A 20,244-nucleotide genomic window follows, 5' to 3' on the forward strand; every position below is an offset into this window, starting at 1 on the left:
TTATTGGTAACAAGTAACCTGTTTATGATATGAAGCACAATTAGTCAGAGAACAGAACTTCTTTTCTTGAAACAAAACATGAAATTATATGTTTATACAGCTTTTGTTCTTTTATAAAACAGCTTTATTTTAGTATGATTTTGTTTATTTATACCTGGTAATTTGCCGCTTGTGACTTAAAGAGTTTGTAGTACATTCCCTCTTCCTTCTCCATTAATTTCTTATGGCTGTCAAAATCAGCAATAATGCCGCCGTCCAAAACCAAAATCTTATCGCAGAACACACTGCTGGACATACGGTGGGAGATATAGATAGCTGTTTTATCGCCTACCAGTTGATTAAAATGTTCGTAAATTTCTGCCTCAGCCAAGGGGTCTAGGGCACTGGTGGGTTCATCCAGGATAATAAGTGAAGCTTCCTTATAAAGAGCCCTGGCTATTGCAACCTTCTGACTTTGTCCGCCGGACATCTCAATCCCTTCCGGATCATATTGCTTACCAAAGAGTGTATCCACTCCCTTTTTTAGTTCAGCTATTTTTTCTTTCAACCCAACTTGTTCTAACAGATTTTCCACTCTTTGTCTTTGTATCGAATCTTCTTCCGAGGCTTCCCCGCCTTTTATATTTTCTAAAATCGAAAAGGCAAAGAGCTTATAATCTTGAAAAACTGCCGCCAGGCATTTCATGTAACTGCTGAATTCATACTCATATATATCTCTTCCATTGATATAAATGGTACCGGAAGCAGGCTTATATAGTCTGCACAGGAGCTTTACAATGGTTGATTTTCCAGCGCCGTTTAAACCTACGATTGAGATTTTCTCCCCCTTCTTAATCTCAAAGGAGATACCTTTTAATACGTAATTCTCTGATTTTGGATAATGGAAGGATACATTTTCAAAACGCAGGCTTTCCACTGCACCTTCAAAGGGTACAGAACCTTCTCTTTTAGCCTCATCCGGCAAGGACATAAACTCCATAAATGGCTGAAGATAACCTAACATCTGGATAACTGTCATGATGTTTTTTCCTAAGTCCGTAGCAGATGTGGTAAAACTAATAGCAGCTGATACATACATTGTAAAGGAACCGATTCCTATTTTTCCACCGAATTTATCTGATATAACACGAATACCCACATATCCGTAGGCAATGGCTGCCTGCAGGTCGTTGATAACGCCTACAAATCCCTGAAATAATCCCTGTTTCTTTGTAAAGCCTTTGAACCAATCATAGATTTGACGGCTGTAATCCAGAACTCTATCCGTAAGCATCCGATTCATGTTGTAGACCCGGATATCCTTTTGATATTTTCCTTCAAAAGCCAGCCCGACATAATATCCATATCTTCTATTGATTGGTATCAGTTCCTGATAGATTTCAAGCTGATACTTAGAAAATAATTTTTGGGCTATAATAGAGATTGATATGGTTAACACTAAGATTAATACGAATACCGGACTTAAGGTGAACATAACCACAAGTAAACTTATAATAGTTACAGCATTCTTTAATACTCTTGCTACACTGCCAATCAGATTCTCCAAGGCACTCATCGTGCGGCATGCAAATACTGCTCTTTCCTTAAGGTCCAGATAATAAGGGTCTTCCAGACAGGCAAATTCAACTTTCATAATCTTATCCGCCATGGCCTGATTCAACTTTTCCTTCATATAAATATTACGTACATCCATAAACCTCTTCATTGTTTTATTGAAGAATAGAAATGCTACATTTGCAAGAACAATATATAATCCAAAACGAATCAGGTTCGCTTTGTCTCTTCCTCCTACCAACTCATCCACCAGATATTTTGGAAGTATGACATTGACTAATATCTGTCCTGTTTCCATGATAGACTGAAACACCAACAGAAAAAAGTAAGATGGTGATATCTGAAAGCTGATACTGATAAACTTCTTAAGGGTCTTTCCGTTACTCACTGACAGCCACCTCCTCATTGTAATATTTGCCTTGAATCATAAACATATTGTAATAAGCACCTTTTGCATCCATTAATTCCTCATGGCTGCCGTACTCTCTTAACCCGTCTCCGTCAAAAAATGCTATTCGGTCACAGAATTTTGTGCTGGCAAGCCTGTGAGAGATATAAACTGCTGTTTTACCCTCAACCAGATCGCTGAAGCTTTCATAAATTTCCGCTTCTGCCAGAGCATCCAGCGCAGCAGTCGGTTCATCCATAACCACCATTCTGGCATCCTTATACAAAGCTCTGGCAATAGCAAGCTTTTGACTTTCACCGCCGGAGAATTCCACCCCATCCTCTTCTATTACCTTCAGCATAGTTTGGTTGATACCTTTCGGAAGCGTATTTATTTTATTCTTAAGTCCTACCTTTTCCAGAGCATTTGTAACTTTTTCTTCATTAATATCAATAGAAGAACAGGCAATGTTCTCCTTGACGGTATATGCCAGTACATTGATTTCCTGGAACACCGCTGAGAACATGGCATAGAGTTCCTTTTTGTTAAATTCGCCAATCGGTATACCATTAATCCGTATTTCTCCCTCGGTTACATCGAACAAGCCCATCATAAGCTTTACAAGTGTACTTTTTCCTGCGCCGTTAATACCGACAATAGCCAGCTTTTCACCTTTATGTATGGTGAAGTTCAGGTTCTTAAAGATATATTTATCTGTGCCAGGATAGCAAAAGCTTACATTATCAAATACAATCTCAAGAGTTTCCCGTTCCTTTATACTCTTGACCTTCTCAGATTTATCTTGGTGTTCCTTATCTCCCATATCCGCATCAATAAATTGAAAATAATCATATACATACTGGCCTTCATTTAGGATAAAGCTGAACTGCTCCGCTAACGTAGCCAGCATGACAGTCAAGGTGGTAACTGCGGTAATATACATAGAGAAGTCTGCAATTGACATTCCGTTTACCGTTTTATACACCAAGATAGCATAAGTAAGACCATTACTGATAAAGAAGGAGAGAATTTCAAGAAGCCCAATGAAATATTCCTGGTTCTTTATTCTTCTTTGAACTTTTACATAGCCCTTTATTTCACCGTTATAATTCTGATCAATTCTATCTTGAAAACGGTATAGCCTGATATCCTTTCCATATCCGAAATCATGGGTGGTATTGTAGTAATATCTCATTCTGCGTTCCGCATGGGCTACATCCTGCTTCCTTTTATAAAGGAATTTTGATGCGCTGCGTTTCACCCATATACCTGCGGTAACATTAAGAAGAAGCCCAAGGAGAATCCAGATATTTAACCTGCCGATAAATAGGATCAGTCCTAATGCGGTTAATGCTACCGGACCGGCATCAAATAGTCTGGAATACACACCTTCTACGCCGTTATCATTGGAATTAGTAGAGTCCAATGCCCTGCTGTTATCTTCTAAAAAATTAGCGTCTTCCATGTATTTGTAATCAATACTCACCATCTTATCAAAGGTCTTTCCAAGATACTGAAGTCTTACATAACTTATTCTCGGGTAAGCCAAGGCCCTGATAAAAGTTCTTATAAATCCGAAGAACGCCATGAGAGCCAGAAAGATCAATACAATGGTAAGAATATCTTTCATCTCCCCATCGGGCTTTGAAATTGCATTTAAGAGATACTTTGGCAGCAGAACCCCAAGAAAGGGATAAAGCCCTCCGGTTATCGTAAATATTACAAAGTATAGATAGATATTCTTATCTGCTTTAAAACAATATTTCAACATCTTTTTTAAAGTCTGCCAAACAGGATATTTTATATTTTCTTCCATGCTAACTCCTTCCATGCTAACTCCTTCCATGCTAACTCCTTTCATACTAAATCTTGTTTTGATGTTTCTGAACCCTATTTCCTCCGGTCAATCTAAAGTATCAGTTGCACCAAGCAATTTAACCGCATCACCTAAAGCTTTGGTTCTTGAGGTATTGATTTCATAGAACACTTTTTTAGCATTGGTGCTGTCTACTGTGATACTGACTAACCTTTCCTGTAAAAGAACATTCATGTGATGGGATACGGTAGCCGGCGTCAATTCCAATATTTCAGCCATTTCCTGAATATACATCTTCTTGCCGGAAAGCATATGAACAATCTTTATCCTGGTTGCATCTCCCAGTGCTTTTAATGCTCCTGTCAGCTCTGCATCGTTTCTGAAGTAATCACTTTCCAGTGCATCCGGAAGAAGCATGTAGATTCCGGTATCAGCTATAATATCTCGGCTCTCCTCTAATACCCAGTCAATGGAAAGCTGATTATAAGCTATAATACAAGGCTGTACGGCAATCCCGTTTACTGCCCCAAGCTTAATGACCTCAAGTCTGTCAAAATAGTCCTCCATATTTCTCTTATCCTGCAAAGTTATAACAGCCTTTTCAAAGTCTTCCTGAATAATATGAAAGTGTTCTTGTAATATCTGAATGCCTTTTATTACGAATTCCTGAAGCCTCGGGAAAATGGTATAACGCTCTGTAAAGAACATAATTAATCGAAATTTAACACTATCTTCTTCCTCTACATTCTTTAGAAAAGATATGATATCCTGCAGGCCTTCAAAATGTTTGTCATTTTGCTCTGATTCGTTAATGGACTTTGCCCAATTCTCCAAAACATCCAATACAATCTTGTCGATTTCCTCTGTGGTATGCTCTATGGCAAGCACTTTGCGGCTGGCAAGACTTGATAGGATATGTCTGGCTCTATTATCTTCCTCCGCTAGACTTTTTGAAAAATAGGGCTTAATATCCTGATATTCATCAAGTAGAGGCAGTACCTGGGCAAGCACTTTTTGTTTAAACTCCTTAATATTAAACAAAAATTCTTCTATTTCTTTTTCGCTCATTACGAATTTTCTGGTCTTTAATGTATCTTCCTCTCTTTTTCCGTCCTTCTCCAATATACTTTCAATCAGTTCATATTCCCAATTCGGTTCGCTGTAAATCCTATATTCACCTATTTCCATAATCCACCTCCCTTTCGTTTGATTTAATATAACATCCATCTAATATAATTGTCAATATTATTTTATGAATATCTTTTAATTTATTTGATTAACATCTAATATAATTCATTTATTAGCAGATTAAGTATTAATAAATACTAATATTCTTCTAATCCATAGATAAAAACTTAATTTCCAAAAAATAATTTCCATTTTCAAGAATATATTATTTGACACTCATCTATTATAATACATTAGGTGCATAAACAAAAACAGCCGCATATGGAATTTCCATATGCGGCCCGCTTTAAACTTACTGTATTTTCTGTTTGACTAAATCTGAATATCTCTTTTCTTAAATACCACAAGGGAAATTGCTAAAAACAAAACCGCTGTGAAAGCCGACATACCAGTCACCATCTGCCAGGTAAACAAAAAGGATCCCGTACGTGAAACAATTCTTCCCGTTATAATATTATCAATATCTGAGTAATGAAGGAAGATAAATGGTGAAATCTTACGGTAAGATGTCGACAAGTTATAAACGATATTACTGCCAAGGATAGCACAGATTAATACTGTCATGGTAACGACACTGGATTTAGACATCGTGGAAATCAACAGAATAAAGGTCACCATAACTATCAGGAATAATAATTGCAGAGCCAGAGCCGCTATTAAATACTTCCAAAGCAAGATAAAATGCCCGCTGCCGGCTACTTCCGTAATAAAACGCTTTCCATTCTGATAAGTATATTCGAATTTTACCCCAACCAGATAAGGCCGGTTAAAGCTTCCGAAACCTTTAATAATCCCAACTCCCAGGAAGAATAACACTTGAGTTATCATAATCAAAGCAGTAGAACTTAACACCATTACAACGAATTTGCTAAGAAGCACCTTAATTCTCGATACCGGCTGTACCAGAAGAAATTTCAATGTCCCGGGATTATACTCATTTGATACATTATCACCGTTAAATAATGACAGACCGATTGCCAAGAAGCTTGCTGCGATCATTGTTACATTTAGAATATAATAATTAATACCTGTGTTATAATTCTCCGAATCCAAAGGAACATTATGCTTTTGATAAATCTTAAGTCTCTTAAGCTCCTGCCCCTGAACTTTTTTAGACTGGGCGTCACTTGCTTCTTTCACAATCTTTTCCTGTTCTTTTATCCTGTTATCCAGTGCTTCCTTCCAGTTCTCCTTGCTGCTGTTCTCAAGTTCAGCTTTTGCTGACTCAAGCTGTACTTTCAAGCTGGCGATATAGCTCTGGGTTTGTACTTCATTTGCTTTTTTCTCGTCTTCTGAAAGAGCTGCATCTGATTGAATAGTCTTAAGGTATTCCTCCTGGCTGGATATTTCATTGGCCAAATTTTGAACCTGTGCTTTCGGACTGTTATATTTTAAATAAGTTTTTTCAGAGGATTCACTTACAATTACAAGTATAATGCAAAGTAAAATGAACAAGCCCCAGATTATAAAAGTCTTCTTCTTGGCAAAAAGCTTGATAAATTCATTCTTTATTAATCCCAAAAACATTACCGGATACCTCCTTTGATTAATTCCATATAGCGCTCTTCCAGTTCCTTTAAATGTCTTGAGAAAGTCTGTACTTCTATACCTGCCATTACGATATCCCTCAGCACTTCACTGGATTTCCGGTCCTTTAGTTCCAAGGTATAGCCGTTATCCGCTTCACGAATATTGTCAATCCCTTCAATCTTTTTTAGCTTTACAAGGGTTTCTTCTGACTTTTCTATTTCTAATACGTAAATATAGGTTTCATGTACGGCTGTCATACTTTCAACCGTGGTGATAACACCATTCTCAATAAAAGCTACGGTATCGCATAACTGTTGAATCTCACCAAGGATATGTGAGGATACAAATACCGCCATGCCATATTCCCTGGCAAGTCTCTTTAGTATATTTCTTAGTTCAATCATTCCGTTAGGATCAAGACCATTGGTAGGCTCGTCCAGAATAAGAAGCTTCGGATCCGGTAAGAGCGCTGCCGCAAGCCCCAGCCTTTGCTTCATACCCAGGGAATATTTCTTCATTTTATCATGGATACGCCCTGTAAGACCTACTAGTTCCACTACTTCTTCAATTTTCTTCGTTGATATTCTTCTGATGCGTGCAATCTGGGCAAGATTCTCATAGCCTGTTAAATAGCTGTAGAGTTCCGGTGATTCCACCACTGCGCCTACATATTCCAGTGCTTTTTCCCGCCGTTCTTTAATATCGCACCCCATAATACTGATGCTTCCGGCATCCATCTTGATTAAATCCACCATCATCTTAATAGTGGTGGTTTTACCGGAACCGTTCGGCCCTAAGAAGCCAAAGATTTCTCCTTCTTTTACAGAAAAGGATATTCCTTTGATAATCGGCCTTTTTCCAATACTCTTATACAGATTTTCTACTTTTAATACGTTTTCCAACATTACCTCTTTCCTGAACTTATAAAGCCAAAGACAAATTTAAAGTTAAGCTACACACATATATAACAAATTTTACCTTTTTATTCTACCCATAAATGGTAATTTATTCAAGGAAAAGAATCTTACAATTTCTTTAATATTGCACGTAGTATAACATTTTACTTAGTCTCAAGAGCGGATAATATCTAAAAAGATATACCCGTATGTATATATGGTTTATTTTGTAAAATTAGTTGCATGTAAATTATTAGTATGTTAAAATGACTATAGCTATAGTTATTAAATAAAAACTATAGTTATGCTTTTAAATCACTAAAGAAAAGCAGTAAAACAGTATTATTCAAAATTTTAAGGGTGTTATATGTCTAATTTAGAAAGGAGTTGATGATTTTGTTATTTTCGTAAGCTGGTTATCGTTAATCAAGTTTATTTTAATAACCATATCCAGTTTTTACGGTTATTGTAACATCTCAACACTACTGTATTTTTAAGCAACTCTGTTGTTTAAAAGTAACTAATCACTGGCTCTTTATTCTTTTTATATCATATTTATTATTACATAAGAATAAAAAGCCCAAACAGGGAGGATAAATATGAAACGTTTAATTAGTCTTTTAATCACATTAAGTCTTATTATTACAATGAGCAGTACTGTCTTTGCTGAAAATTATGACACAAAGAAAACGGAAATCCTGACCAACGGTGTTTCAATGTCAGCTGCTGACTTTCGAGACACATATTCCGGTGCTCCTTCATCCCGAATGGCTGTATCCACCGCAAAATCTGTGACTGATACTTCCATATCACTATCAGACATCGTAATTAATGATGATGAAATCAGCTTTAATGCTTCATTAACCGTTAACAATAATACCACTAATCTTCCTGTAAAAGGTAGGCTTTCCTCAAGCTATAAATTTCAAAGAGGTATTAATAGTATTATTATAGATATCCCTGATTCTGTTAATGGATATAATTTTTTACTTTTTGAAATCTATAATGATTCTAAGCAAGACAACTTGCTTGTTACTAATCAGAAAGATAAGGAATCCCTTTCAACCAGTCCTCATCTGAAAATCTATATCCAGGACAAAGACCGTAACCTTTATCTTTTTGAAACAAAAATGCCTGATGTATTTTCTAGTCTGGATGCCAGTAAATATCAAAAGGCAAACAAACTACATGATGCATTATGGGCCAGCAATTTAGTGACACATGAAACACAAGAACTGACTACTGACAGTTCTATTATGCAAAATCTTGGTTTAGGTATTAAACCTATGGGGCTTAATACCTGGACTACCTGGGTAAACCCCACAACATATTATGATGCTTTCTATGTAGGTTCTGATTATACTCAATGCTGGTCTCTCCCCTATGTAGAATATAAACATGTAAATGTCCGTTCTCAGGATTCAACTTGGTCAGCAGCTTTTAAAGTAGCTGAACATATGTCAGTTGCTGGTTATACATATTATGGAAACAATGTATTTGAATACAGAAATTTAAAAATGGCATTCGCATGTGGTGATAAAACAACTTTTGTCCGTACATTCCAGGAAGGGAGGGTATATGATTATACAGCTTTTATACCAGCCACAAAAGCAGCAGGCTCCAGCATAGCTGTAAGCTTATTGAACAAAGCAGTAAGTGCCTTGCCCTATGGCTCAACTTTCCAAACAGTTCTGGGCTATATTAATTCAATAAGTTCAGCAAACGGTAATGTTACCCTAGGTAGCACCGGCGTAACACTTACTAATAGAAAAACTACCGCTGTTGGTGAAAAGTTAAGTAATTTTTCATTCGAAGAATGTACAGACCATAATGGCAGCATTAACAATGGACACTATTTTACTTATCAAGGTGTTCTGCAATATGAAGCTGCTTCCGGCAATACCAATACTGTGGGAGCTTTAGCTGTTTCATTTGACAAGTTCTATTGGAGTGATTATTCATCTACTCCCATATCAGTAAACTTCCAATTGGATTATTCTTCTCAACCATAACATAAACTTATTCAGGAGGTGATTATTTGTTTTCCGAACTAGAAAAGTTATCCAACCTATTTATTGTACTAGCGGTAATAAGTGGAGTAGGCTCTGTATTCTCTTTTATTCTGCTTCATGACTACTGGCATTTGCTGCAGACAGACTTTAAACCTTTCTTTTTCATATGTGGTTATTTGTCCGTTTCTTTACCTGTTATATTTGCAGCGCTTGCAGTTACAGTCAAAAAGATTGTAAGAGAGATGAGGATAAAAGATAATTATATAAGTGAACGCATAAGAAAGTTGGAAGCTCAATTGGATAAATAGGAAGATAATTGTCCTCTTGAATTTGCAGAAGGTTAACAACCAAGAATAGTTTTAAAATCAAGAACTGCTGCATTAAAATGTATCTAATACATACTCATTAATGCAGTAGTTCTTTTTCCTGTAACTTCTTTAAACTGGTTAACGGACAGCAGACTTAACCGGTGCTTAGAATAATCTCCTTTATAGAACTGCTGCGGTCTTTCAAGAAAACACTTGCAAATTGGAGAATATACGATAAAATAGATATGAATGTGTTTTCACAGTGTCCGTAATATAATGAAATAACGAGCAGATAGGAATCGCTCTTATTTTCCCCAAAGCAGTTAAACTGTTATTTAAGAAAGACCACATAAAAGACCTGATATCAGAAAAGGAGTTAAAATGATTCAAGCTAGTAATATTACCTTAAGACTTGGTAAAAGAGCCTTATTCGAAGATGTAAATATTAAATTTACAGAAGGAAACTGTTATGGATTAATTGGTGCCAATGGTGCCGGTAAATCTACTTTCCTAAAGATACTCTCCGGTCAGTTGGAGCCTACAAAAGGTGATGTAATAATAACCCCCGGCCAGAGACTTTCCTTCTTACAGCAGGACCACTTCAAATATGATCAATATGATGTATTGAATACGGTTATTATGGGTAATCAAAGGCTTTATGACATCATGAAGGAAAAGGATGCCATCTATGCCAAAGAAGATTTTACAGAGGAAGACGGCATTAAAGCCAGTGAATTAGAGGGCGAATTTGCAACTCTTAACGGCTGGGAAGCAGAATCCGATGCTGCTACTCTTCTTAACGGCCTTGGTATCGAGACCGACCTGCACTATAAGATGATGAGCGAGTTAAACGGTAACCAAAAGGTGAAGGTACTTCTTGCCCAGGCTCTCTTTGGAAATCCTGATATTCTTTTGTTAGATGAGCCTACAAACCACCTTGACATGGAAGCGATTCGATGGCTGGAAGAATTCCTTATCAATTTTGATAATACGGTTATCGTAGTATCCCATGACCGTTACTTCCTGAATAAAGTATGTACCCACACTGCTGATATCGATTATGCAAAGATTCAGCTTTATGCCGGAAACTATGATTTCTGGTATGAATCCAGCCAGTTAATGGTTAAGCAGATGAAGGAAGCCAATAAGAAGAAGGAAGAAAAAATTAAGGAATTGCAGGAATTTATCCAGCGATTCAGTGCAAATGCTTCCAAATCCAAGCAGGCTACTTCTCGTAAGAAAGCACTGGAGAAAATTGAACTGGATGATATCCGCCCCTCCAGCAGAAAGTATCCTTATATTGACTTTAGACCTTTCCGCGAAATTGGTAATGAAGTATTAACCGTTACCAACCTTTCCAAGACTGTAGACGGTGTTAAAATACTGGACAATATATCCTTTACTATTAGCCATGATGATAAAGTAGCTTTTGTAGGACCTAATACGATTGCGACCACCTTACTGTTCCGTATTCTGGCCGGTGAAGTAGAACCGGATGAGGGCAGCTATAAATGGGGAATTACCACCAGTCAATCCTATTTCCCGAAAGATAATACTTCTTATTTTGCATCCGAGGACACTATTGTTGACTGGCTGATGCCCTACTCTCCTGAAAAAGAAGCTACTTATGTCAGAGGATTCCTTGGCAGAATGCTCTTTGCCGGCGAAGAAGGCGTAAAAAAAGTAAATGTACTCTCCGGTGGTGAAAGGGTTCGAGTTATGCTCTCTAAGATGATGATACTTGGTTCCAATGTATTGATTATGGATGAGCCTACGAACCATCTTGATATGGAGTCCATTACCGCACTGAATAATGGTCTTATGAAATTTAGCGGTGTGGTTCTCTTTACCTCACAGGACCACCAGTTTGTTCAGACCATTGCAAACCGTATTATGGAGCTTACTCCCAACGGACTGATTGATAAGGTTACTACTTACGACGAATATCTGGATAATGATGAATTTGCTAGAAAGAGACAGATTATGCAGATTGATCGTGAGGATGACAATAACTAAAATAACTTAATTAACTTAATAAAATCCCCCTGAGTTCTGATATGTACCCCTTTACTGAACAAAAACAGCAAAGGAGATACATCAGAACTCAGGGGGGATTTTATTTTTACTTCCGCAAATGATAGCATCTGCCAATGTAGTGTATTAAGTTTGAGTTAACACAATTCTGCAGCAACTACTCCTGCTTTTACCTTTCTTCATACCAGCCTGCGATACCCGGATTCAGGTTAATGTTAATCTGTTTTACTTCCTGATATTCCTCCAGCCCTTGTATGCCAAGTTCTCTGCCATAGCCACTCATCTTATACCCACCCCAGGGTGCTTCATTATAAGTAGGATTATAACAATTTATCCAGGTAATACCTGCCCTGATTTCTTTTACAACTCGCAGGGCCCTGGAACCGTCTTTTGTAAATACAGCTCCAGCAAGGCCATAAATTGTATCATTGGAAAGTTTTATTGCTTCCGCTTCTGTCTTAAAGGTCTGTATTGTTACCACTGGTCCGAAGATTTCTTCTCTTACTATGGTCATGTCCCTGGTACAGTTATCAAAAATAGTCGGCCTCACAAAATAACCATTAACACAATCTCCCTCTGTATAGCGGCAACCTCCGCATACCAAGGTTGCTCCTTCCTCTTTCCCTGTCTCAATATATTTAAGAACCGTATTCATATGACTTTCCGAAACCAAAGGGCCCATATCCGGGTTATCAAGGCCATTGCCTAGTGTCATAGCATTGGCCCGTTCTGCTAATCTTGTTACAAATTTATCTTTTATACTCTCTTCGATAATAATTCTGGACCCGGCAGAACATACCTCTCCCTGGTTAAAGAAGATACCAATCATCGCCCATTCAACGGCGCCTTCAAAGTCAGCATCGGCAAATATGACATTCGGTGACTTTCCGCCGAGCTCCAACCCCACTTTCTTAAGATTGGCGATGGCAGACCTAGCAATATCCTGCCCCACCTCCGTGCTCCCTGTAAAGGTAACCATATCCACGTCTGAACTTGCTGCAATCTCATGCCCAACACTTCCCCCGGCTCCCATTACCAGATTCACCGTTCCCTTTGGTACTCCTGCCTTTTCCATAATTTCAAATAATATTACGGAAGACAAGGGAGTGTTGGTACTTGGCTTAAAGACGATACAGTTACCTGCACTAAGGGCCGGTGCTATCTTCCAGGCTGCCATTAGAAGCGGATAATTCCAGGGAGTAATCTGTCCGCACACTCCTACCGGTTCATGTATGGTATAAGAATGCATCTGACCAAAGTTATCATTTACGTCATATACCCCGCCATAAGGTGCTTTAATCATTCCCGCATAATAACGAAAGCAATGAATAGCATCATCCACGTCACCTTCCGCTTCTCTTAAGGGTTTTCCATTATCTAAGGTATCTGTTCTTGCCAGCTCTTCTTTTCGCTCTTCCATTATGGCTGCTATTGTTAATATAATATCCGCTCTTTTCTGAGAATCCATTCTTCTCCACTCACCGGTCCCATAAAAGGCTTCTTTAGCCGCTGAAACGGCAAGCTTAACATCCTCTTCATTTCCTTCTGCTGTCTCTGCAATTACTTCACCATTTGCAGGGTTCAGAATTTTTCTGGTTTTACCGGAGAGAGCCGGAATCCATTCCCCGTTAATGTAATTCTTTCTTAACTCCATAGATACCTCCCTGTTATTAAGACATTTTAATCATAATTTCATTTACAAATCAATTACTTCAACATGTATATAGACAATTGCCGCTCCATTGTAAAAAGCTTACCATCAAAGACTAAGCTCCTCCTTGGTCTCTGCTACTGCCTCTTCCAAACGTATGAGTATATTATCCATATCCTCATAAGTAATTACTGCTGCCGGTTCAAAGCGGACACACTTTGAATTTACAAGGGTACCTGCTGTCAAAACTCTTCTTGCGAACATCCCCTTCGCAACGCTATAGCCAACATCGCTGGTAACAAATTCAAGACCTATCATAAGGCCGATACCCCTGACATCTTGAATTACTGTCGGATATTTCTCATGAATTTTCCGAATACCTGCTATGAGATATTCACCCTTATCTCTGCACTGACCGGGGATATCATTTTCCAGCATATATTTAATGGTAGCGATAGCTGCTGAACAAGCCAGAGGGTTACCGCCAAAGGTAGGAGAACCAAGCAGCCATGGATTATCGATTAACTCCTGGGTCCAAAGATTAGGCCTGCAGATAATTCCTGTTATAGGCATTATGCCGCCTCCAAAGGCTTTTCCATAAGTCATGATATCCGGTACCACATCCTCAGCTCCACACCGAAACATTGTACCTGTTCTTCCCATACCTGTTTGAATTTCATCAAAGATAAGAGCAACGCTGTACTCATCACAGATTTCTCTTACCTCTTTTAAATATCCCGTCGGCGGTACTATAATTCCTGCTTCTCCCTGAATCGGCTCCAGAATAACGCCTGCTACTTTTTCCCCTACTGCTTTTAAATTACGGATTGCCTTTCTGATATCCTCTGCCACACCATACTCCACATGCTGCACCTGCTGCACCATAGGTGTATAGGGAACTCGGTAAGTCCCCTTACCGGCCATAGAAACAGCTCCCATGGATTTTCCGTGAAAAGCCCCCACTGTTGAGATAAACCATCTTCCTCCGGTTGCTATTCTGGCAAGCTTAAGAGCCATCTCCACAGCTTCTGCTCCTCCATTAGTAAAGAAGCATTTCTCCAGATCACCTGGTGTTATATCAGCCACAGCCTTGGCAAGATATCCCCTTAGGGGATCCAAAAGTTCCTGTGAGTGAAGAGCTTGATGATTAAGCTGAGCTTTAATAGTGTCAATAATTTCCTGGTTCCTGTGGCCGCAAGTATAGATACCAAATCCTCCAAGACAGTCTATGAATTCTTCTCCATATAATCCGGAGCAGTATGCACCATAATCCTTCCATTCTACTACTGCAGCATTGGTTGATACCGATTTTCTGTATTTTAACCAGCCTGGACTGACATAGGTATCAAAGTATTCCACCGTCTCCTGGGTGATTTCCTTCTTTTCTTCCTCTGTCAGCTCATCGCTATGAATGAATCTGATTACCTTGTTTAATTCTGTTACTACCTGTTCTTTGTTTTTCATACTATACCTCTTTCCTGAATATCTGCCCTTTTATGAATATCCATTTTTCATTTAATTGCTTTTAAGTTTCCTGTAACTTATATTATTTTGTAAATTCAGCCCACATCTCACTGTAGGTATCCACCGTCTTGCCGATATTCTGAACATATTTTCCTTTATTAATTTCCTCTGCCGGTATGCTGATTGCGGGGTTACTCTTATAATCCTCACCCATCAGAGCAACACCTGCCTTGTTTGGATTGAGATAAGGAAATTCCGTTACAATTTCTTTATTTGTTTCAGCCTTTATAACATAATCAATAAATTTGTATGCATTTTCTGCATTCTTAGCATCCTTGGTAATACACAGGTTATCCAGGAATAAATACATACCTTCCTTCGGATATGCTACTGCCAGGTCCTTATTTTCATTGATTGCAATGGCTGCTTCACCGCTCCAGAAAAGTCCTGCCTTGGTTTCCTCCGTAATCATTAAGGTCTTGGGTGAATCGCTGTCAAGGCTCTTGATATTGGGCTTTAGTGTCAGAAGTTTTTCTTTTACTTTTGCTAATTTAGCGGCATCGGTTTCGTTCATGTCATAACCCATACTAAAGGAGGTAATACCGATAATTGCCCTGAAATCATCAAGAACTACCAGGGAATTGGTATAATCGGGCTTAAAAAGCTCCCCATAGGTTGTAAAATCCGCTCCCGGAGCAACCAGCTTCTTGTTATAAACTATAACGCCTGCTCCTCCCAGGTAAGGCACTGAATACTTACTGTCCGGGTCAAAGCTTTTATTCAGGTAGGCTGTATCCAGATTCCCATAGTTGGTAAGTTTCGATTTATCCAATGTAAGGAGCATTCCTTGGGAAATCATGTTTTCTACCATATAATCACTTGGGCAAACGATATCGTAGGTGCCTGCGCTGCTTCCCTTTACCTTGGCAAGCATCTCTTCATTGTTGGAATAGGTCTGCATCTGTACTTTTATACCTGTTTCCTTTTCAAAACCCTGTATTACGGAATCCGGAATATACTCTGTCCAGATAAATAAATTCAGTGTACCATTCTTTCCTCCTCCGCTGCTGCAGCCCGATAATGCAACTATCAACATAAGAGCCAGTGCTGTAAATACTACAACATTCCATTTTTTCATAGAATCATCCTCCTTATAAATTTTCCGACTTCATTTTCTTATATTTGGAATCTTTTGAATCTCTTTGTGAAACCATTACTAAAGTTATTGTTACTATCAGTACAATGGTTGAAAGTGCATATACATCCGGTGTAATACCCGTTTTGGTAAGCTCCATTACCTTTAGTGGGAAGGTATTACTTCCGGGACCCGTGGTAAAAAAGCTGATAATAATATCATCAATAGACAGGGTAAAGGAAAGGAAGGCTCCGGATATAACGCCTGGCAGGATTATTGGCAAGGTAACCGTGAAGAAGGTTTTTATTCTTCCTGCCCCCAAATCCATAGCTGCTTCTTCCACCGACCTGTCAAAACCTGCAAGTCTGGCATTCACTGTAAACACTACAAAAGGAATGCAAAAGGTTCCATGTGCTATGATAAGGCTGATTAAACCCATGGGAATCCTGGATAAATTAAAAATAGCCAGTAAGGATATACCAAGTACTATTTCAGGGATAACAACAGGGATATAAAGCAGAATATCAATTATATTCTTTCCTTTGAATTTATACTTTGACATACCATAGGAAGCCAGGGTTCCGATAACCGTTGCAATTATCGTACTGCTAAGTCCTACTATCAGGGTATTACCATATGCCTCTAACAACGGTTGGTTGGTAAAGAGTTCCCGGTACCAGCGTAGAGTAAAGTTTTCGAATACGATATTTCTCTTAGAAGTGTTAAAGGAAAATAAAATTACCACTCCAATGGGCAGATACAAAAAGATGTATATCAGGAAATTGTAAATACTTGTAAATAACTTTCCATTGGTCTTCTTTTTTCTACTCATCTAAAGCACCCCCAAATCCTTCATGTCACCGCCGGCCTTTTTATAAACAGTTACCATGATGATAATAATTGCAATCAGCAGCATAGAAAAAGCGGCTCCCAAGGGCCAGTTATTGGCTGCCTTAAACTGATTTTCGATGAGGTTTCCAATCAACTGTGTTTTTGCTCCTCCCATAATATCCGATACAAAGAAATATCCGAGAGAAGGAATAAATACCAGTATAGTGCCTGAGAAAATCCCAGGAGCTGTCAAAGGAAATGTAAGATATAAAAATGTTTTAACTTTATTTGCCCCTAAATCATTCGATGCTTCTAATAAACTCATATCCAATTTATCTATGGAGGCAAATAATGGAAGTACCATGTAAGGAAACAAGATATATACCATACCAAGGATAACCGCTCCTCTGGTATAGAGAATCTCAAGAGGCTGGTCTATAAGCCCAAGATGAAGCAGCAAGGAATTCAAAGCTCCGGTCTTTCCAAGAAGGGTTTTCCAGCCATTTAGTCTTATCAGGGAATTGGTCCAGAAAGGTACCATTAACAGTAGCATCATAATGGTCTTTTTCTTTTTTGCCGCCCGTGCCATGGAATAAGCAAAAGGGTAACCAAAGAGAATACAGGCAAGGGTGGTAAATAAAGCAAGGATAAAAGAATTGGAGTAAATTTCAAGATAAGTCGGGTTTAACAGTTCCGTATAATTCGATAAAGTAAATCGGTACACCACGTTATAACCGTCAGTACTTAAGAAACTTAGGAAAAATACATAGATAAGAGGTGCTGCTACCAATAATATCAACCAAATAGTAACAGGAGAAACTGTGGCAAGAAGAGGTATCCGTTTATGCAGCTCATTACTTTTCTTCATCTAATCCCCTCCCAGTTTCACATTCTCAATGACATTATGGATAAGATATTCTCTGGACTTCATAATCACCACATCATCCAGATTCCAGTACAGGTTAACAACCTCCCCAATCCTTGGCACGTCATCGATATCCATACGGCTTATCTTTACCACTTGCCCGTTGGCAAGTATCACATTGCTCTTAATGATGTTTCCAACATATATTTGCTCCTTCACCCTGCCGCAGAGATGAAAGCCTTCTTTTTCCTCCTTGGAAAAGAGCATCTTTTCCGGTCTTACACAGATATGCACCATCTCCATCTCTGAAAGGGACACCTCCTTTTCAGCCTGCGCAAGAACCTCACCTACTTCCAGACCTAGCACGATTTGAGTGCTTCCCGATTTTTTTACCGTTGCCTCAAAAATATTGGACTCCCCGATAAAATCAGCCACAAATTTTGTTTTTGGCTTTTCGTATATGCCTTCCGGTGTATCAAGCTGATCTAAATATCCCTGATTCATAACAGCAATTCGGTCGCTCATGGTAAGGGCTTCCTCCTGATCATGAGTTACATATACAAAGGTAATACCTAATTTTTTCTGCAGATTTTTCAGCTCCAGCTGCATTTCCTTTCGAAGCTTCAGATCAAGGGCTCCCAGAGGTTCATCTAACAAAAGTACCTTGGGATTGTTAATGAGAGCTCTGGCAATTGCCACTCTTTGTTTCTGACCGCCGGAGAGTTGGCTCGGATAGCGTTTGTCATAACCGTTTAACTGAACCAGCTCCAACATCTCCTGTACCCTTTTCTTAATCTCCTCCTTTGGTACTTTCTTCATTTTCAGACCATAGGCAATGTTTTTAAAAATAGTAAGATGGGGAAACAGTGCATAACTTTGGAATACTGTATTGACATTTCTTTGAAAAGGCTCTTTTTCTTCTACATTTTCTCCTTCAATCAGGATTTCCCCGCTGGTTGTTTCTTCAAAACCGCCTATCATTCGAAGTATCGTTGTCTTACCGCAGCCGGAAGGACCTAACATCGTGAGAAACTCTCCTTCATAAATTTCCAGCTTCAAATCATGGACTACATGATTGTCAGCATATATCTTATTTACATTCCTTATTTCTACAATTGCTTTTCTGTTTCTATCCCCAGTCATCCCAATCACTCCTGTCCTTCTGATATTTCATATAACACAATTCCATTTTTCCCCGCTCCCATCTGTGATTCAAAAACACCTCATATATTGATTGTTCCGGCAATTCCGGACTGCCTTATTACAAACAAAAAAATGCCGACTTACCATTGTCAGCATCCTCGCATCATTCTATATTAGCTTTCTATAATTCTTAGACCGAGCTTTATTTTATATTGCGTCGTTTCCGCGCTCTCCGGTACGAATTCTCATAACGTCTTCCACACTCTTAATAATTACCTTACCATCACCTACCTGGCCGGTAGCAACTTTGTCCCTGATATCCAACAGCAGTTCTTCTACAATCTCATCCCTTACAATGGCTTCTACCTTAATCTTGGGTATCAGATTGATATTGGTGCGAAGTCCTTTAAAATCTACTGTTTTGGTGTCTCCCATCTGAATTCCGCAGCCCATGATACTCATAACAGACATCCCCCCGCAGCCATGCTTTAGCAGAACTTCTTTTACCACCTCTAACTTTTCCGGTTTGATATACATTGTAACTTCCTTCATACTGAACCTCTCCTTTCATGGTTATCCTTTTATGTTGATAAATACTCCGTTTTACTTCTTGCCAAAGCCTGTTTTAAATAAAAAAGAGCGCTTAAGAGAAGAGTCTCTTAAACGCCGTTGTTTGGTGTATCCATATTTTAGATATTTCTTTTTGAATTAAGATGAATTATAACGTTTGTGCGTTATATTGTCAATATCCATTTTATAAATATTTTTAATCCCAGGTAAATGTTACACTGAACTTAACAATTGAATCCCCGTCATTCTGATAGGTATGGCTGCAATAAGTCGGAAAACGAATGGAATTCTCTGCTTCTATCTCATATGTGTCTTCTCCCACTTTTAATGTAAGCACCCCTGTAAAGACCGTTAAGAATTCATAGGTATTGTCCCCATGTCCCTCCGACTGATAGGCAGAATGAGCTTCCAGATCCATCATATATACTTCAAAGGTTCTGTCTTCCTCATAAGGAAAGTACTCATAAGCTTTATAACTGGCGTCTTCACTGATGTATGAAGGGGTAAGTTCTTTTTTATTTACCTTGATGATATCATTTTTTTCTGAGCTTATCAGGGAATTAAAAGACACTCTAAGGCCGCTTACAATCTTTCCGAGAGTTTCCACCGTAGGCACTGAGACTCCTCTCTCGATCTGTCCAAGCATACTTTTACTGATACCGGTTTGTTTTGCCACATCATCAAGACTCATCTCTTTATTTTTTCGAATTCTTTTAAGATTTCTGGCAACATTTTGAGTAATAAATTCCATCCGATGTTCACCCTCTTTCCTTCGTGTGCGTTTTAACGCATATTAAACCGTAATTAAATATTTGTCAAGGTAATTTTTTATTCCTTAAATTTTGAATTAATTTACAGT

16 protein-coding genes are annotated in these 20,244 nt (G+C 38.5%); 3 read left to right on the forward strand and 13 right to left on the reverse strand.

Translation table 11 applies throughout. From position 1 onward, the window contains the following. Positions 1-148: 148 nt before the first annotated feature. From bsdcttw_RS18245 to bsdcttw_RS18265, 5 genes are all read right to left on the reverse strand, one after another. Positions 149-1,942, reverse strand: a complete 1,794-nt coding sequence (locus bsdcttw_RS18245; RefSeq protein ID WP_185256249.1) for an ABC transporter ATP-binding protein — start codon at positions 1,940-1,942, stop codon at positions 149-151. Then, positions 1,935-3,788 carry an ABC transporter ATP-binding protein gene (locus tag bsdcttw_RS18250; protein WP_207726428.1) on the reverse strand — a complete coding sequence of 618 codons (1,854 nt, stop codon included), beginning with the start codon at positions 3,786-3,788 and terminating at the stop codon, positions 1,935-1,937. The genes bsdcttw_RS18245 and bsdcttw_RS18250 overlap by 8 nt, the downstream gene beginning before the upstream one ends. Before the next feature lie 57 nt (positions 3,789-3,845). After that, a complete protein-coding gene (locus bsdcttw_RS18255) occupies positions 3,846-4,946 on the reverse strand; it encodes an ArsR/SmtB family transcription factor (protein ID WP_185256251.1) in 1,101 nt (366 codons plus the stop codon). A gap of 312 nt (positions 4,947-5,258) precedes the next feature. Continuing rightward, positions 5,259-6,473 carry an ABC transporter permease subunit gene (locus tag bsdcttw_RS18260; RefSeq protein ID WP_185256252.1) on the reverse strand — a complete coding sequence of 405 codons (1,215 nt, stop codon included), beginning with the start codon at positions 6,471-6,473 and terminating at the stop codon, positions 5,259-5,261. Beyond that, positions 6,473-7,378, reverse strand: a complete 906-nt coding sequence (locus bsdcttw_RS18265; protein ID WP_225903701.1) for an ABC transporter ATP-binding protein — start codon at positions 7,376-7,378, stop codon at positions 6,473-6,475. Before bsdcttw_RS18265 ends, bsdcttw_RS18260 begins: the two co-directional genes overlap by 1 nt. A gap of 593 nt (positions 7,379-7,971) precedes the next feature. Between bsdcttw_RS18265 and bsdcttw_RS18270 the strand changes: the two genes are divergently transcribed. The 3 genes from bsdcttw_RS18270 (at position 7,972) to bsdcttw_RS18280 (ending at position 11,708) form a co-directional block, all read left to right on the forward strand. Then, positions 7,972-9,384, forward strand: coding sequence for a hypothetical protein (locus bsdcttw_RS18270; protein ID WP_185256254.1), 1,413 nt, complete (start codon positions 7,972-7,974; stop codon positions 9,382-9,384). Positions 9,385-9,410: 26 nt separating this feature from the next. Further along, positions 9,411-9,692 (forward strand): hypothetical protein, encoded by a 282-nt coding sequence (locus bsdcttw_RS18275; RefSeq protein ID WP_185256255.1) that lies wholly within the window; start codon positions 9,411-9,413, stop codon positions 9,690-9,692. Positions 9,693-10,073: 381 nt separating this feature from the next. Then, positions 10,074-11,708, forward strand: coding sequence for an ABC-F family ATP-binding cassette domain-containing protein (locus bsdcttw_RS18280; RefSeq protein ID WP_185256256.1), 1,635 nt, complete (start codon positions 10,074-10,076; stop codon positions 11,706-11,708). A gap of 187 nt (positions 11,709-11,895) precedes the next feature. On the opposite strand, the gene bsdcttw_RS18285 is transcribed toward bsdcttw_RS18280, so the two are convergent. From bsdcttw_RS18285 to bsdcttw_RS18320, 8 genes are all read right to left on the reverse strand, one after another. Beyond that, positions 11,896-13,380 (reverse strand): aldehyde dehydrogenase family protein, encoded by a 1,485-nt coding sequence (locus tag bsdcttw_RS18285; protein WP_185256257.1) that lies wholly within the window; start codon positions 13,378-13,380, stop codon positions 11,896-11,898. A 105-nt stretch (positions 13,381-13,485) separates the two neighbouring features. Next, the gene (locus bsdcttw_RS18290; RefSeq protein WP_185256258.1) at positions 13,486-14,841 is read right to left on the reverse strand and encodes a putrescine aminotransferase; all 1,356 of its coding nucleotides are present in this window, start codon (positions 14,839-14,841) and stop codon (positions 13,486-13,488) included. A gap of 82 nt (positions 14,842-14,923) precedes the next feature. Beyond that, complete coding sequence (locus bsdcttw_RS18295) at positions 14,924-15,979, reverse strand: ABC transporter substrate-binding protein (RefSeq protein WP_185256259.1); 1,056 nt, start codon at positions 15,977-15,979, stop codon at positions 14,924-14,926. Between the two features lie 13 nt (positions 15,980-15,992). Continuing rightward, positions 15,993-16,808: an ABC transporter permease gene (locus bsdcttw_RS18300; protein ID WP_185256260.1), complete on the reverse strand. Its 816-nt coding sequence runs from the start codon at positions 16,806-16,808 to the stop codon at positions 15,993-15,995. Continuing rightward, positions 16,809-17,675, reverse strand: coding sequence for an ABC transporter permease (locus bsdcttw_RS18305; RefSeq protein WP_185256261.1), 867 nt, complete (start codon positions 17,673-17,675; stop codon positions 16,809-16,811). It abuts the gene before it with no gap. Next, positions 17,676-18,815: an ABC transporter ATP-binding protein gene (locus bsdcttw_RS18310; protein ID WP_185256262.1), complete on the reverse strand. Its 1,140-nt coding sequence runs from the start codon at positions 18,813-18,815 to the stop codon at positions 17,676-17,678. Positions 18,816-19,022: 207 nt separating this feature from the next. Then, entirely contained in the window at positions 19,023-19,367 is a 345-nt protein-coding gene (locus bsdcttw_RS18315; protein ID WP_185256263.1) for a P-II family nitrogen regulator, read from the reverse strand. A 214-nt stretch (positions 19,368-19,581) separates the two neighbouring features. After that, the gene (locus tag bsdcttw_RS18320; RefSeq protein ID WP_185256264.1) at positions 19,582-20,136 is read right to left on the reverse strand and encodes a helix-turn-helix domain-containing protein; all 555 of its coding nucleotides are present in this window, start codon (positions 20,134-20,136) and stop codon (positions 19,582-19,584) included. Between the last annotated feature and the right edge of the window lie 108 nt (positions 20,137-20,244).

The sequence above is a fragment of the Anaerocolumna chitinilytica genome, from assembly GCF_014218355.1.
Classification (GTDB): Bacteria; Bacillota; Clostridia; order Lachnospirales; family Lachnospiraceae; genus Anaerocolumna; species Anaerocolumna chitinilytica.